Raw genomic sequence first — 15,793 nt, 5'->3', positions numbered from 1 at the left:
CGGCAACGACGTTGCCACCCCGTATCCGTTTCCCGATACAGGAACAACAAGCTACCGACGGGTAACCTCAGGCGCCGTCCTGCACCGGGTAGTGGATGACGACGGCCCCACCGGTGGCGTAGTTGGCGACATCGGCGGCCACCTGCCGCCCTTGCGGAGACTCCCTCGACGCGGTCATCGCCGCAGCGTCGGCGAACTCGGCCTCGAAGATCGCGAAGTACGGCGTCTGCCCCGGCGTCGACGCCACCTCGAAGCTGTAGCGCCACGCGAGCAGGCCGGGCATCTGCTTGACCAGCGGGAGGTGGTGGGTCACGTAGTAGTCGCGGAAGTGGCCGGGATCAGCGGGCTCGGGATACAGAACCACCAGCTTGTGCACGAGAACCTCCGTTCAGCGGCCGGCCGTTGCTGCTGCCGGGACAACGAAAAGCGCCGCCCACTCTACTGTGGACGGCCTTTTTCGTGTTCGTGGCGGCAGGGGGGGCTTACTCGAACACAAAAGACCAGGTCAGAGACCTGGAAGAGCTCCGCGAGAAGCTTCCCGCCCTCGACGTCCCCCAGCCGAGCTTGATCAAGCGCGACCGTGTACGAGCCCGGCGGCCGGTTCGGGATCGAACGGCGAACGGTCAGCGCCATCCCCCACCGGCACAACGTGCCGATGCGCCGCTGCGGCCTTACGCCAGACCAGGTCGACCACGCCAATCACCTCTACAACCTCGGCTGGTCACTCGCGCGAGCCGGCGACCACCTGGGCGTCGACATCGAGGGTCACCTCGGTCAGGTCGAAGTAGGCGCCGAGCTGCAGCACCGACGCGGTGAAGTCGGCCGGTGCCGACGAGATCGTCGAGCACGCCACGACCAGCGTGACCGCGGCGGCGCCCGAATCGGCCGACGTCGTCCTCGCGCTGGACGAGCTGGCCGCCCTGCACGCCCGGGCCACCGACGGCGCGGTGCACGGCAAGGTCGTCGTCGTCCCGTCCGCCGCCTGACTCCCGGCTCCGGAAGGCGCCTGTCATGGCACTGGGCCCGGCTCCCGGAATCGCCGAAGCCCTGGCCCCGACGGCCGGCGCAACGGCCGCTCCACGCAACCGGCGGACGCTGCCGGCGAATCGCGTGGCAAGGTGCCGGTGAAGTGGTCTGCCGCAGCTGGTCGCCACCACCGCGGCGAGGTGCGACCGGCCGCCGGCCGGCGGGGGATTCCGGCCGGCGGCCCCGCGTCCGGGTCAGACCCCGCTGACCTGGCGGATCCAGCTGCGGCCCGCCGCGACACTGCCGTAGGTGGTGGTGCTGGAGCGGTCGCTGGTCGAGCACACGCCCACCTGGACACCGCCGTCGAGCATCGGGCCGCCCGAGTCGCCGCCGGCGACCGCGCCGTTGGGGGTGTAGGCCTCGATCGCCGGACCGCCGAAGTAGTCGCTCGCACCGGTGTCGGAGATCTGCACGTTCGCCTGCTTCAGCACGCTCGACTGGTGGCTGCCCTCATCGGTGGACTGGGTCGCGCCCCAGCCGTAGACCCGGGCGTCGTCGCCTTCCTCCGCGTCCGACGAGCTGCTCGCGAGCCGCGCGTACGTGCTGCCGCCGGTGGTGTTCAGCTTGATCAGGGCCAGATCGCCGCCCGAGTACACGTAGGTCGACACCGCTTTCGCGTGCACGCCACCGGAAGCGCTGTTCGACCCGACGTAGAGGTCGATGTCGGTCAGCCGCCGGCCGTTGTCGTCGTACATGCAGTGCTTGGCGGTGAGGACCCAGCGCGCGCCGATCAGCGTGCTGGTGCAGAAGAATGTGTAACCGTTGGCGTGACCGTTGAACCGGGTGATGTAGCCGGGGTTCTGGGCGGTGCTGCCGCCGATGATCGACGGCTGGGCGTCGGGCGAAAGCGGGGCGACCGGAGCGGCCGAAGCGGGGGCGGCCGCGAGTGTTGCGAGCACGGCGCAGGAACCGGCGAGCACGGCGGTGGCACGGACGAACCGGCCGGGGTTTTCACGCATTTCGGGACTCCCTTGGGGAACCGGTGGGGACTCACCGAACGTAAGCGGATGGTGTGCTCTTGGTAATCCGCTGGAAGTCCCGCGTCGATCAACGGAACAGAACGGTTCTTTCGGCGGGTTGCGCCTTGCCGCGCCATCCGCTCGGTTCGCGCAGCCGACGTTCGTCGGGTGACACCCGCCCCTTGCGTCTGTTAGACCGGAAGGCAGGCCGGAACCACGCCGGAGGAAACCCGCATGCCGTTGTTCGCGGTGGCCGCACCCGAGCCCGCGGGGCACGAGCTGGCACACGCGCTCGTCACCGGTCCGTTCAGCCGGGCGCTGACGCTGGCCATCGACCACAGCGGACTCGGCTTGGCCCGCCTCAAGGGACGGCTCGCCACGGCCGGGGTCCCCGTCAGCACGACAACCCTCAGCTATTGGCGCACCGGACGGACCCGGCCGGAACGGCCCGAGTCCCTGCGCGCGGTCGCGGTGCTCGAAGGCGTCCTGGGCCTGCCGGCGAACGCGCTGACCGACCTGCTCGCCCGGCCCGGTGACGGCCGGCCGGTCACCCCCGGCCCGCTGGGCTGGGAGCGGCTGTGGGAACCCCGGGCACGCGTCCTGCCCGTCCTGCATTCGTTCGACGCGGCCGACGAAACGTCGCTGGTGGTGCTGAGCCTCCACGAAGCACTGCACGTCGACGCGACCCGGGCGCTGACCCGGCTGCGCGTGCGCGAAGTGGTGCGGGCGGTCACCGAACCGGTGCAGGCCAAGGTGGTCGTCCTGCGCGGCTGCGCCCCCGGCCGGCCACCCCGGCTCGTCTCGACGCGCTACTGCCGGGCCGTGCGCACCGAGGTGCTGGCCGAGCCGGGGTTCGTGGTCAGCGAACTGGTCCCCCACCGGGCACTGGCCGTCGGCGAGACCGCGATCCTGGAGTACGAGTTCGAGTACTCCGACGGCGTGCCCGACACCCGCTACGACCGCCGGTTCCGGCACCCGGGGACCGAGCACCTCCTCGAGGTCCACTTCGCCCCCGCAGCACAGCCCGCGACCTGCCACGCCTACCGGCTGGATACTCCGGCCGGGCGGGAACGGGACGTCACGGCGGTGCCGCTGTCCCCCTCTTCGCCCGCGCACGTCTTCACCGGCGGCGCCCCACGAGGCATCCGCGGCCTGCGCTGGAGCTGGCCGTGACATCACCCCACTTCGAACAGCACTCAACACGACTTTCGTTGGTCTCTGATTGTTGGTGTTGACCTTTTGCGGCCGACCCGAGACGCTGGAGGCCGTCGAGGAACGGGGTGGTTCACGATGCCGCAGTTCGAGTCCCTGCCGCGCTGGGCGGTCAGCCGCCGCAGGTTCCTGGAGGGCGGCGCCGCGGTGCTCGGCACCCTCGCCCTGCCGGGGACGGCGTCCGCGGCGGCGAGCACGCCCGGCGCATGGACCGCGCCACCCAACGGCTTCCCCGAATGGAACAACAACATCGGGATCTTCGAGGTCGGCACGGAACCGCCGCACGCCACGCTGATGCCGCACGCCGACGTCCGCGAGGCGCTCGCCGTCGACCGCACCCGCTCGCCGTTCCGGCTCGGCCTCGACGGCGACTGGAAGTTCCGGCACGCCGACCGGCCGGACGCCCGCGACCCCGACTTCCACCGCGTGGACGTCGACGACCGCGGGTGGCCGACGATCCCGGTCCCCGCCAACTGGCAGCTGCACGGCTACGACTTCCCGATCTACGTCAACATCACCTACCCCTGGTGGGGCGCGAACGGGCAGAACGAGAACGCCCAGCCCCCGTTCGCGCCGACGCGGTTCAACCCCGTCGGCCAGTACCGGCGCTCCTTCCGCGTTCCGCCGGGCTGGTCGGGGCGGCGGACGTTCCTGCACTTCGAAGGCGTCAAGTCGGCCTTCTACGTGTGGGTCAACGGGCAGCTGATCGGCTATCGCGAAGACTCCTACACCCCCAGCGAATTCGACATCACCGAACATCTCCGGCCGGGCGACAACCAGCTCGCGGTCGAGGTCTACCGGTTCCCGGACGGGGACTGGATGGAAGACCAGGACATGATCCGGCTCGCCGGCATCTTCCGGTCGGTGTACCTGTTCTCGACGCCGTCGGTGCACCTGCGCGACTTCCGCCTCACCACGCCACTGCGGGACGACTACACCAACGCCGACCTCGCGGTCACCGCCAGCGTCCGCAACTACGGCGGCGCCGACAACCGGACCTACACGGTCGAAACCCAGCTCTACGACGCAGGCGCCCGGCCGGTGTGGCCGCGGCCGCTCAGCCAGGCCGTCGACCTCGGTTCGGCCGCGCCCGGGCAGGACGTCACCGTGACCGCGGCCAAGGGGGTGCCGGCGCCGAAGCTGTGGTCGGCGGAGCACCCCGACCTCTACACCGCGGTGCTCGTGCTGCGCGATCCGGCGGGGAAAGCCATCGAGACGCTCTCGGCCCGCGTCGGCTTCCGCGAGTTCGCGCTCACCGGCGGGCTGATGCGGATCAACGGGCAGCCGGTGACGCTGCGCGGCACCAACCGCCACGAGATGCACCCCGGCCGCGGCGCCGCGCTCACGCGGGCGGACCTGGCCGAGGACATGAAGCTGATGAAACGGCTCAACATCAACGCCACCCGCACCTCCCACTACCCCAACAACCCCAGCTGGTACGAGCTGGCCGACGAGTACGGCCTGTACGTCGTGGACGAGACGAACCTGGAGACCCACGGCGTCCGAGACCGCTACCCCGGCTCGAACCCGGACTGGACGGCCGCGGTCGTCACCCGCGCCCAGCGGATGGTGCACCGGGACAAGAACCACCCGAGCGTCGTCATCTGGTCGCTCGGCAACGAAGCCGGCGGGGGCAGCAACTTCGTCGCGATGCGGGACTGGATCCGCTCGTACGACACGACCCGGGTGGTCCAGTACGAGGGCGACGACCGGCCCGAGGTCAGCGACGTCCGCTCGGAGATGTACGCGTCGCCGTCGACGATCGAGAAGCGGGCGCTCGACACCGCCGACACCCGGCCGTACATCCTGATCGAGTACGCGCACGCGATGGGCAACTCGAACGGCAACCTCAAGGAGTACTGGGACATCATCCGCGCCCATTCCGTCCTGCAGGGCGGGTTCATCTGGGACTTCGTGGACCAGGGCCTGCACTGGCCTGCCCCGCCGCGCAAGCTGCTCACCGAAACCGGCCCGGACGCGCTCACCGCGGAGCTGGCGCCGGCGGCGAAGTTCGACCGCGCGCACGGCCTGACGGGCAGCGCGCTCGTCGCCCCGGCGGCCGGCCTCGACCTCACCGGCTCGCTGACGCTGGAAGCCTGGGTCACCCCCGCCGCGGTCGGCGGGCACCAGCCGATCATCGCCAAGGGCGACCACCAGTACTCGCTCAAGCTGAGCGAAGCCAGCCTCGAATTCTTCATCTACGCGGGCAGCTGGATCGCCGCGACCGCTCCCCTGCCCGCCGACTGGACCGGCCGCGAGCACCACGTGGCGGGGGTGTTCGACGACGTGGCGAACACCCTCACCCTCTACCTGGACGGCACCGCCGTCGCCGCCGCGACCACCGACCGCGTGCCCGGCAGCACCGCCGTCCAGCTCGCCCTCGGCACCGACGCCGAGAACACCGAGCGCGTGTTCGGCGGGACCATCCGGGCCGCTCGTGTGTACGCGCGTGCGTTGAGCGCCGCCGAGCTGGCCACGGACGGCCGGGACGCCCACGACCCCGCCGTCCGGTTCTGGTTCGACGCGGGCACCGCGGGCTACACCGAGCAGCAGCCCACCGCGAAGACGTTCCTGGCCTACGGCGGCGACTGGGGCGACAACCCCAACGACGGGAACTTCTGCGCCAACGGCATCGTCACCGCCGACCGGCGGCCGGCCGGGAAGGCCGCCGAGGTCAAGCACGTCTACCAGCCGATCAACGTCACCGCGGGCGCCGACGGCACCGCGGGCCGGGTGACCATCACGAACGAGAACCTCTTCACCGACGTCGGCGCGTACGACGGCGTGTGGGAGCTGGTAGCCGACGGCGAGGTCGTCCAGCGCGGCCGGCTCACCCCCGCCCAGCTGGCCGTCCCGCCCCGGTCGAGCCGCACGATCACCGTGCCCGTCCGCCGGCCGGGCAATCCGGCGCCGGGCACCGAGTTCTTCCTGCGCCTGGCGTTCACCACCCGGACGCCCGCGCCCTGGGCCGAGCGCGGTTTCGAGGTGGCGAGCACGCAGCTGCCGGTCGCCTTCGGCAGCCCGCCGGTCCGGCCGGTGCCCCTCGGCCAGGTGCCGGCCGTCGCCGTGCGGGAGACCGCCGACGCCGTCGTGGTCACCGGCCGGGACTTCGTCGTGTCGATCGCCAAGGACACCGGGCTCATCACGTCCTACGAAGTCCACGGCACGCGGCTGGTGACGTCGGGGCCGACGCCGAACTACTGGCGCGCCCCGACCGACAACGACGTCGGCAACGGGCAGCCGAGCCGCAACGCGACCTGGCGCCACGCCGGGTCCGGGCGCCGCGTCACCGGCGTCACCGTGGGGACACTCGCCGGGAAGGCGGCGGTCGTGACGGTCAGCGGGTCGCTGCCGACGTCGGTCGCCTCCGCCTACACGACGACGTACACCGTCTTCGGCAACGCCGAAATCAAGGTGGACCACACGCTGCACCCCGGCTCGCCGTCGCTGCCCTACCTCCCGGAGGTCGGGACGATCCTGTTCGTGCCGAAGGAGTTCAGCACCCTGGACTACTACGGCCGCGGCCCGGCCGAGAACCACTGGGACCGCAACACCGGCTCCGACGTCGGCCGGTACTCCTCGACGGTGGCCGACCAGTGGACGGGATACATCCGCCCGCAGGAGAACGGCAACAAGACCGACGTGCGGTGGGTCGCGCTGACCGGCAAGCACGGCTCCGGGCTCCTGGTCAGCGGCGAGCCGCTGCTCGAAATCAACGCGTCGCACTACACCCCGGAGGACCTGTCGGCCGGCGCGCTGCACGACTACCAGCTCACCCCGCGAACGGACGTGGTGCTGCGCGTGAACCACAAGCAGATGGGTGTCGGCGGCGACGACAGCTGGGGCGCGCAGACGCACGACGCGTACAAGCTGTTCGCCGACCGGGACTACGCTTACACCTACCGGCTGCGCCCGCTCCCGAGGCGGGACCAGGCGATGGCGCTGTCCCGCAAGCCGACCGCGACCGCGTGAGCCCGGACCGATTCGGGTTGCCCGCGTGCGGCGGCACGCGGGCGCTCCGGCGGGCTCACGCCAGCACGAAGTAGCGCAGCCACAGGTACGGCGCCGCGATCAGCACCGTGAGCAGCGTGACCTGCGCGCCCTTGCGGGTGAACTCCCAGAAGGAGATCGGGCTGCCGGACCGCGCCGCGATGCCCAGCATCACCACGTTCGCGCTCGCGCCGATCGCGGTCATGTTCCCGCCGAAGTCCGCGCCCAGGGCGAGCGACCACCACAGCGCTTCCGAGTGCGCCGGGTCCGGGATGTCCTGCGTGAGGGCCAGCACCAGCGGGCTCATCGTCGCCACGTACGGGATGTTGTCGATCACCCCGGACAGCACGGTGGACACCACGAGGATCAGCATCACCGCCACCAGTGCGTCGCCGCCGGTGGCGTCGGCGGCCAGCGTCGCGAGGTTGCCGATCACGCCGGTCTTCACCAGCGCGCCGATCATGATGAACAGCCCGGCGAAGAACAGCAGCGTCTCCCATTCGACGCCGGCCAGGTAATCCTCGGCCCCGACGCCGGAAATGAGCACCAGCACCCCGGCGCCGAGCAGGGCCACCACCGAGGGCTCGACGTGGAACAGGGAGTGCCCGACGAACCCGGTGAACACGGCCAGCAGCACGACGCCGCACTTGACCAGCAGCCGGGGATCCCGGATCGCTTCCCGCTCGTTGAGCCGCATCACCTCCGCGACCCGGGCGGGGTCGACGGTGAACGAGCCGCGGAACACCCAGCGCAGCGCCAGTGTGAACGCGACCAGCTCGATCAGCACGATCGGTGTCATGTTGACCAGGAAGTCGTTGAACGACAACCCGGCCCGGCTGCCGATGATGATGTTCGGCGGATCCCCGATCAGGGTTGCCGCGCCGCCGATGTTCGACGCCAGCACCTCCGCGATCAGGAACGGCACCGGCTTGATGTCGAGCCGGTCGCAGACCAGCAGGGTGACCGGGGCGATCAGCAGCACGGTGGTCACGTTGTCCAGGAACGCCGACGCGACGGCCGTGATCAGCACCAGCAGCACCATGATCCGCAGCGGCGAGCCCTTCGCGCGCTTGGCCGCCCAGATCGCGACGTACTCGAACACGCCGGTGCGGCGCAGCACGCTGACGATGATCATCATCCCGAGCAGCAGGAAGACGACGTCCCAGTCGATGCCGGTGTCGTGGGAGTAGAACGCGTCCTCCGCACCGGTCACCCCGAGGGCCAGCACCACCCCGGCGCCGGCCAGCGCCGCGACCATCTTGGGAATCTTCTCGGTGGCGATGAAGACGTACGCGACGACGAAGACCGCGACGGCGATGACGGTGCTCATCGCACCGCCACCATCAGCCGTGTGTGAGCGCCAGCTCCAGCAGCCGCGACGCGGAGATCACGCCCAGCAGCCGCTTGTCCTCCATGACCGCGACCAGCGGGCAGCGCAGCCGGGCCATGATCGCCGCGACCTCGACGATCGTGTCGTCGCCCTGCACCCGCGGCAGCTCCGAGGGCTTCTCCGGCAGCAGCGACCGGACCGTTTTGCCGCCCAGCTTGTCCGCGACCCGGTCGGCCATCGACTCGTCCAGGACGCCGGCCAGCGACGGGTCGTCCTGCACGTAGCTCGGCACCAGGAACCGGACCACCTGGGAGGCGGGCAGGATCGAGCACGGGCACCCGGACGCGTCGGTGACCACGATGCCCGGCAGCCGGTGTCCGGCCAGCAGCCGGGCGGCGTCGAGGGCCCCGGAATCCAGGTCGACGACCGGGTACTGCTCGGCCATCTCCACAGCATGCATCTGCCCAGCGTACGACTCTTCGGGCTGGCTCGCGGTGCACTATCCGGTCCTTCTGTCGGTTTCTTGACGGCCGGTCGGCAGGTTGTCCGGCGGCTCGAAGCTCAGCGCCTTCGCCACCGGGACGTCGGTCGAGGAATGCACCACGATCGACAACGCGATCGTCACCGTGACCAGGTCGAACACCAGCTGCGCGGCCGGGATTCCCGACTGCAGGGCCAGCAGCCCGTAGACGACCGAGGCGAACCCCTTGGGCCCGAACCACGCGGCCGCGGCCCGCTCGCGGCCGGACATCTTCGTCCTCAGCAGGGACAGCAGCATCGCGGCCGGCCGAACCAGGACGATCGCGAGCACAGCCAGTACCCAGCCGCCCACGCTCAGGTGCCCGAGCCGCTCCGGCGTGACCAGCGCCCCGAACACCAGCAACGCCGCGAACTTGGTGATCTCCGAGAGCAGGTCGCCCAGCGGTTCGAAGTGCTCGGCGGCCGTCTTGTCCATCGTGGCCAGCGTCGAGCCGGCGGCGAACGCGGCCAGGTACGGGTTGGCGTGGGTCAGGTGGCAGGCGGCGTAGAGCATCACCGCGATCGCCAGCGGACCGAGTGCCTGCAACCGGGGCTCGGCGGTGAGGATCTTCAGCCGCCACGCCAGCGCCACCGCGGCCGGGATGGCGATGCCGAGCACCAGGCCGAGCACCAGTTCGATGCCGACCTTCCCCAGGTCGGAGTCGGCGTGCGCGGCAGTGGCCAGGAAGATCAGCACGAACGGCAGCGCGAGCCCGTCGTTGAGGCCGGACTCGACGTTCAGCAGCCGCCGCAGCCGCAGCGGCACGTCGTCGCGGCCGACGATCGCCGCCGCGAACACCGGGTCCGTCGGCGACAGGATCGCCCCCAGCAGCAGCGCCGTGGGCCAGTCCAGGCCCACCAGGAAATGCGCCGGTACCGCGATCCCGACCATCGTGAGCGGCATCCCCAGCCCGAGGGCCCGGCCCGACAGCCGCCAGCCCTCGCGCAGCGCGCGCACGTTCGCTCGCTGCCCGTCGGTGAACAGCACGGTGAACAACGCAATGTCGGCCAACGCGGTGACCAGCGGATCGTGCGGGGCGATCGGCACCAGGCCGAGCCCGCCCTGGCCGATCAGCGCGCCGGCGAGCAGGAACAGCAGCGCCGTCGACAGCACCGTCCGGGCGGCGACACCGGACAGGGAGACACTGATGAGCAGGACGACGCCGAACGCGAGTACGAGCGCCATGAAAAATCCGTCCTCGAGTCGGGTCCTCCGCCCGCTCCGGACGAAGGGCCGACCAGACTTCCCGGCACTCCACGCGTAAAGATGCCGCAAAGACGCACCGGAGGCAAACCGAGTCCGTCGACGCGGCCGAGTCAGTCGTCCACTGAGGACTTTCCTGGCCCCGCCGGGGTAGAATGCGATCCGGTGTGCCGGGAAGCCTGGTCGGCGCGACATCCGTACGCGCGGAACGAGGCTTCCCATGACGATCGACGCCACCGGCCTGACCAAGCAGTACCCGCACGCCCTGGCGGTCGACGAGCTGACCTTGCACGTCGCCCCCGGCGAGATCTACGCCCTGCCCGGCCTCAACGGCGCCGGCAAGACGACCACCATCCGCATGCTGCTCGGGCTGCTCCGCCCCACCGGCGGACAGGTCTCCCTCCTGGGTTCCCGGATCGCACCCGGCCGCAACGCCGTCTGGGCCCGGGTCGGCTACCTGGTCGAAACGCCGTCCGCGTACCCGGAACTCACCGTCACCGAGAACCTGCAGGTGGTGGCCCGGCTGCGCGGGCTGCGCGACGGAAGCACCGTGACCGGCGTCATCGACCGGCTCGGTCTGGGCCCCCACGCCCGCCACCGCGCGGGCACCCTGTCCCTGGGCAACAAGCAGCGCCTCGGCCTGGCCAAAGCCCTGCTGCACCGGCCTGACCTGCTGGTCCTCGACGAACCGGCCAACGGCCTCGACCCCGCCGGCGTCGCCGAAGTCCGCGACCTGCTGCACGAGCTCGCCCGGACCCACGGCGTGACGATCCTGCTGTCCAGCCACATCCTCACCGAAGTCGCCCGGCTGGCCGGCCGCATCGGGGTGCTGGACCGGGGACGGCTCGTCTGGGAAGGCGGCGCCACCGACCTGACCGCCCGGTCCCGGCCGCGGCTGTGCCTCGCGGTCCGCGACCACGAGCGCGCCGCGGCGGCGTTGCGCGCGGCCGGCCACCTCGCCGAACAGGACGGCACCGGCGGGCTCGTCCTCACCGCGGAACAGGCGATCCGGCATCCCGACGAGATCGCCACCCTGCTCGTCACCGCGGACTGCCCGCCCACCCGGCTCGCCGTGGAACAGGACGACCTGGAGACCTGCTTCCTCCGCCTGGTCGCCCCGCGATGAGCGCGGCGGCGGACGCCGCCTGGGCGGAACTGCTCAAAGCGCGCCGGTCCCGCCTGGCCGGGGTGAGCGCGCTCGCGTTCACCGTCGCGGCCGGGTGCGGCGGGCTGGTCATGTTCATCCTGCAGGATCCCCGACGGGCCCGGGCCTTCGGCCTGCTCGGCACCAAGGCGACGCTCACCGGTGGCGCCGCCGACTGGCCCGCCTGCTTCGCCCTGCTCGCCCAGACCATGAAGCACGCCGACCAGGACCGCTGACCCGGCCCTGCCCCGGCCGGCTGTCCACTGTGGACCAACCGGTGGCCGGAGCCGTCCCGCGATCACGGGCCAGGCTGTGAACGTTCCCCGGACCGGCCGCGATCTCGGCCGCGTGGCGGAAGAGCACCGGCCGACCCGGCGTTCCGCGAACCGGCGCGAACCCGGAACGATCCGCGACTTTCGTCTTCCCTACCGACGACGGTGGTTCCGCCCGGAACATCCGGGACATCGTGCTGAACACCGGACTTCCGGCCGCGTGAACCGGTACTCCGGCGCTCCCCGACCGTTCCGACTACCGAGCGGCGACGTCGCCGCTGATTGTGAGCGATCATGCGCAAGCTGCTTTCGACCGCGCTCGCGGTCCTCGCGATGGCCGTACCCGGCATCGCGCAAGCCCAGCAGAGCCCGGGCGCCCAGCCCGGAATCATCGGCGGCACCACCGCGACCGAGACCTACAGCTTCATGGTCTCGCTGAGCAACGGCTGCGGCGGCAGCCTGGTCGCGCCCCAGTGGATCGTGACCGCCGACCACTGCGGGAGCGCGTCGCAGGGCCGCATCGGCTCGACCGGCAAGTACTCCGGCGGCGAGGTCGGCCGCATCGACCGGCGGATCACCAGGCCCGGCACGGACCTCACGCTCATGCACCTGTCCACGGCGGTGCGCGCCACGCCGGTGCCGATGGCGACGAGCAACCCGGCCGCGAACACGACCGCCCGGCTGCTGGGCTGGGGCTGCACGAGCTGGCCGAGCTGCAGCACCCCGGTCACCCTGCGGCAGATCGACCTGCGGGTGCTGCCCAGCAGCTCCTGCTACGCCGGTGGCGGCGGCGCGGGCGACGTCTGCGTTTCCGGCGACCGCACGCATTCCGCGTGCCACGGCGACTCCGGCGGCCCGGCGATCGTCGGCACGACCGGCAACTGGACGCTGGTCGGTGAGACCCACGGCCCCGGCGACAACAACGGCGAGTGCGCGACCAGCACCCTCTACACCGGCATCGCCCAGCACCTGACTTGGATCCGGCAGCAGATCGGCTGAGGCGCCGGAGAAGGCGGCCCACGCCGACGGCGCCAGGTCCGTTCGAACGTGCCGGTGAGGCCGGTGCGGGTGGTCGTGCGTGGTAATGAGGGTCAGAACCCTCGTTACCACGCACGAGGCTCCGGTCGGGCGGTGGCCTCGGACACCGGCTCAGCCCGTGCGCAGCTCCCCGCGCGAACTCACCTTCAGCTTCCGCAGCACGTTCGCCACATGCTGCTCGACCGTCCGCCGGGACAGGAACAGCACCTCGGCGATCTCGCGGTTCGTGTGCCCGTCGGTCAGCAGCCGGGCGACGTCGCGCTCGCGGGGGGACAGTTCGTCGCCGTACCCTCGCCGCCCGCGGCGGGACGGAGCCGTCGCCCCGGTCGAGCGGAACGTGTGGCGGCAGCGGGCCGCGTCCCGGGTCGCCCCGAGCGCCGCGAAGACGTCCGCCAGGGCGGCGAACCCGGCGGCGGCCTCTTCGCCGTGGTCGAGCCGGCACCGCGCCCGGCGTTCCGCGACCAGCACCGCCGGATACGGCGCGGGAAGCCGTTCGTAGCGGGCTTGGGCTTCGTCGAACGCCTTCACCGCGTCGGCGACCTCGCCGTCGTGGGCGGCGACGATCCCGCGTCCCTCGGCGAGGACCGCGGCCGCCATCGGCGCGTCCAGGACGCGCGTCTCGCACTCCAGCTCGGCCAGCAGCTCGCGGGCCACACCGGCGCGGCCGGTCCGGCAGAACGCCTCGGCCGCGGCCGGGACCAGGTCGCCCGCCCAGGCCCAGACTCCCTTGGTGCGCAACAGCTCCAGCCCACGCGCGGCTTCGGCCGCCGCCGCGTCGACGGCGTCCTGCGCGAGCAGCATGCCGGCGATCCCGCCGTGCGCGGCGATCACCACCGGGGTGAACGCGTTCTCCGGCCGGTTGACGCCGGTGGCCGCGAAGCAGGCCGCGGCGCGGTCCCAGGCGCCACGCGCGGCGGCGAGCAGGCCCAGGACCAGCGACAGTTCGCTGGTGACCGGAAGCAGGTCGCGGTACTCCGCCAGCAGCGCCACCGCGCGTTCGTCCAGCCCGGCCCACGCGCCGCTGAGCCAGTCGATGTGCACCCCGGTGGTCCGCGCCGTGCTGACCACGTACGGCGTTCCCGAGTCGGCCGCGAGCTGCATCCCGCGTTCCAGCAGGCCGCGCGCCCGGCGGTGGTGCCCGGTCCAGGCGCCCGCGTCGGCGGCGTTGCAGTAGAGCCGCGCGAGCTGGCGCTGCTCTTCGGCGGTTCCGGCGACGGCCGGCGCATCGCCGAGCGACGCCCAGACCCGCCGGTCGCCGGTGTGCAGGCGGGACGGGACGTTGTTGGCCATCAGGGTCAGCCGCAACCGCGCGTCGGCCGTGGTCTCGATCAGCGCGTCGACCCGGTCGAGCCACGGCCGGTGGGCGCGCAGCGGCGTCGCGCCGATCCACGGCTGGGCGAGCACGGCCATGCCGCGTCCGGCGAGGTCCGGGCGGTGCCCGAGCCCGGCCAGCGCCACCTCGATCTCGGCCCGGGCCGCTTCCAGCCCACCGACCTGCCGGAGGAGCAGCAGCCCCAGGCTCAGCCGGATCTCCGCCGACAGCCGGTCCGACAACCGGTCGTCGGTCAGCAGGGCCTCCAGCGTCGCGACGACTTCGGCCTGCGAGACGCCGTTGTTGGCCACCGAAGCCAGCTTCGCCGCCAACCTGTCCACATCGGATGGTCCGAGGTCCGGCGCGGCCAGCAGCGACCGCATCAGCCCGGTGGCCGTCGCCGGGTCGCCGACGTCGATCGCGCGGTCGGCCGCGGCCTCGCCGTAACGCAAAGCGTCGTCGCTGCTGCCGGCCTTGCGGCTGTGCTCGGCCAGGCGCACCAGGGGCACCGGCCGCCGACCGGCCAGCGCGCGGACGACACGCCGGTGCAGTTCCTGCCGCGACGGCCCCGGGATCGTCCCGTACGCGGCTTGCTGCGCGAGCTCGTGCCGGAAGCCGTAGCGGCACTCGGCGACCTCGATCAGCACGGCCCGCTCGAGGGCCAGGACCAGCGCGTGCCGCCCGCGGGCCGCGCCGAGCCCCGCGACCGTCGTGAGCAGCTCGGCCGACGCGGGTTCCGCGAGCACCGCGGCGGCTTCGGTGATCCGGCGTGCCGCGAGCGGCAGTGTCGCGAGCCGCTCGACCGTCGCTTCCCGCAGCAGCGCGGACACTTCGACGGTGTCGAGAAGCCGCCGTGCGGCCGCGCCGCCGGCGTGCACGGCGCCGGCCGGGTTGCGCAGCGCGTGCAGGGTTTCTTCGACGACGAACGGGATTCCGGCCGTGCGTTCGTGCAGCCGGGCCGCGAACGCGGCGGAGACGCCGGGCTCGCCGAGCAGGGCGCCGGCCAGGCGCCGCACGCCATCCGGGTCGAGCGGGCCGAGCCGCACCAGCGTGGTCGAGCAGCCGGGCGCCGGCCGGTGCGCGCGACCCAGCGGAAGGTCGCCGGGCACGTCCTCGGGCCGGTAGCTCACCACCAGGACCGTCCCGGGGGGCAGGTCGCGCATCAGGAACCGCAGCAGCCGCCGCGACCCGTCGTCGGCCCAGTGCAGGTCCTCGACCACGAGCACGACCGGGCCCAGGAGGTCCAGCAGCGCGCGGACCGCGCGGAAGAAGCGGTGGGCTTCGGCGCGGTTGTCCCCCAAGGGTGCCGGGGCCGGCGGCAGCTGGGGCGCCAGCTCCGGCAGGTACCGGCCGAGGACGCCCGCGAGCGGGCTCAGCCGCGCCGCGGCGGGCAGGTACTTTCCCGCGTCGCCGAGCGCTTCGACGACGACGCCGTACGGGAAGGGCTCCCGCAGCGGCTGGCAGCTGCCGGCCAGCACCCGTGTCCGGGCGAGCTCCGGGCGGCCCAGCAGCTCGCCGATCAGCCGGGTCTTCCCGACCCCGGCCTCCCCTTCGAGCACGAGCACCGCGGGTGGCCGCAGGGCGGCGGACACAAGTGCGGCGAGCTCGTCCGCCCGCCCGATCAGGACCGGTGAACTGGTCCTGGCCACGATTCCGTTCGTCATCGCCGTCCCCCGCCTGAAAGCGGCACCGCCCCCCAAACCACCCTGTTGGGTGTCCGGAGCTTAGGTCCGCCGCTCGGGCGCACGGAACCCGCGCGGGCGGGCACGGAACTTTCGTAGGGGACC

13 protein-coding genes and 1 pseudogene are annotated in these 15,793 nt (G+C 72.2%); 7 read left to right on the top strand and 7 right to left on the bottom strand.

Going from position 1 to position 15,793, the window contains the following annotated elements; genetic code table 11:
• Positions 1-67 precede the first annotated feature (67 nt).
• Positions 68-376, bottom strand: a complete 309-nt coding sequence (locus C2L59_RS43885; protein ID WP_103355507.1) for an EthD family reductase — start codon at positions 374-376, stop codon at positions 68-70.
• A 137-nt stretch (positions 377-513) separates the two neighbouring features.
• Here C2L59_RS43885 and C2L59_RS50145 point away from each other — a divergent pair.
• Positions 514-754: pseudogene (locus C2L59_RS50145) on the top strand (hypothetical protein); the annotation flags it as partial.
• Here the strand turns inward: C2L59_RS50145 and C2L59_RS50000 are convergent.
• Entirely contained in the window at positions 722-853 is a 132-nt protein-coding gene (locus C2L59_RS50000; protein ID WP_255410364.1) for a hypothetical protein, read from the bottom strand. The pseudogene C2L59_RS50145 and the gene C2L59_RS50000 overlap by 33 nt on opposite strands.
• Positions 854-860: 7 nt before the next feature.
• On the opposite strand from C2L59_RS50000, the gene C2L59_RS49995 reads away from it, so the two are divergent.
• Complete coding sequence (locus C2L59_RS49995) at positions 861-986, top strand: hypothetical protein (protein ID WP_255410363.1); 126 nt, start codon at positions 861-863, stop codon at positions 984-986.
• A 234-nt stretch (positions 987-1,220) separates the two neighbouring features.
• On the opposite strand, the gene C2L59_RS43880 is transcribed toward C2L59_RS49995, so the two are convergent.
• Positions 1,221-1,985, bottom strand: a complete 765-nt coding sequence (locus C2L59_RS43880) for a trypsin-like serine protease (protein ID WP_103355506.1) — start codon at positions 1,983-1,985, stop codon at positions 1,221-1,223.
• Positions 1,986-2,219: 234 nt separating this feature from the next.
• Here C2L59_RS43880 and C2L59_RS43875 point away from each other — a divergent pair, with 234 nt between their 5' ends.
• Together C2L59_RS43875 and C2L59_RS43870 are read left to right on the top strand one after the other, a co-directional pair.
• Positions 2,220-3,158, top strand: a complete 939-nt coding sequence (locus tag C2L59_RS43875; protein WP_103355505.1) for a hypothetical protein — start codon at positions 2,220-2,222, stop codon at positions 3,156-3,158.
• 117 nt (positions 3,159-3,275) lie between these two features.
• A complete protein-coding gene (locus C2L59_RS43870) occupies positions 3,276-7,169 on the top strand; it encodes a glycoside hydrolase family 2 TIM barrel-domain containing protein (RefSeq protein ID WP_103355504.1) in 3,894 nt (1,297 codons plus the stop codon).
• Positions 7,170-7,224: 55 nt separating this feature from the next.
• Here C2L59_RS43870 and C2L59_RS43865 read toward each other — a convergent pair whose 3' ends face one another.
• The 3 genes from C2L59_RS43865 to C2L59_RS43855 are packed head-to-tail and all read right to left on the bottom strand — an operon-like array spanning position 7,225 to position 10,222.
• Positions 7,225-8,517 (bottom strand): SLC13 family permease, encoded by a 1,293-nt coding sequence (locus tag C2L59_RS43865; protein ID WP_103355503.1) that lies wholly within the window; start codon positions 8,515-8,517, stop codon positions 7,225-7,227.
• Positions 8,518-8,530: 13 nt separating this feature from the next.
• A complete protein-coding gene (locus C2L59_RS43860) occupies positions 8,531-8,977 on the bottom strand; it encodes a CBS domain-containing protein (RefSeq protein ID WP_103355502.1) in 447 nt (148 codons plus the stop codon).
• A gap of 39 nt (positions 8,978-9,016) precedes the next feature.
• Positions 9,017-10,222, bottom strand: coding sequence for a sodium:proton antiporter (locus C2L59_RS43855; RefSeq protein ID WP_103355501.1), 1,206 nt, complete (start codon positions 10,220-10,222; stop codon positions 9,017-9,019).
• 238 nt (positions 10,223-10,460) lie between these two features.
• On the opposite strand from C2L59_RS43855, the gene C2L59_RS43850 reads away from it, so the two are divergent.
• From C2L59_RS43850 to C2L59_RS43840, 3 genes are all read left to right on the top strand, one after another.
• Complete coding sequence (locus C2L59_RS43850; RefSeq protein ID WP_103355500.1) at positions 10,461-11,366, top strand: ABC transporter ATP-binding protein; 906 nt, start codon at positions 10,461-10,463, stop codon at positions 11,364-11,366.
• A complete protein-coding gene (locus C2L59_RS43845) occupies positions 11,363-11,620 on the top strand; it encodes a hypothetical protein (RefSeq protein WP_233224018.1) in 258 nt (85 codons plus the stop codon). The genes C2L59_RS43850 and C2L59_RS43845 overlap by 4 nt, the downstream gene beginning before the upstream one ends.
• Before the next feature lie 330 nt (positions 11,621-11,950).
• Positions 11,951-12,655 (top strand): trypsin-like serine protease, encoded by a 705-nt coding sequence (locus C2L59_RS43840; RefSeq protein ID WP_103355499.1) that lies wholly within the window; start codon positions 11,951-11,953, stop codon positions 12,653-12,655.
• Positions 12,656-12,805: 150 nt separating this feature from the next.
• Here C2L59_RS43840 and C2L59_RS43835 read toward each other — a convergent pair whose 3' ends face one another.
• Entirely contained in the window at positions 12,806-15,670 is a 2,865-nt protein-coding gene (locus C2L59_RS43835; RefSeq protein ID WP_103355498.1) for an AAA family ATPase, read from the bottom strand.
• Positions 15,671-15,793 lie beyond the last annotated feature (123 nt).

Source organism: Amycolatopsis sp. CA-128772 (genome assembly GCF_002904295.1).
Lineage (GTDB): Bacteria > Actinomycetota > Actinomycetes > Mycobacteriales > Pseudonocardiaceae > Amycolatopsis.
The sequence above is the reverse complement of the archived record's forward strand: the minus strand, read 5'-3'. Positions and strand labels throughout refer to the sequence as shown.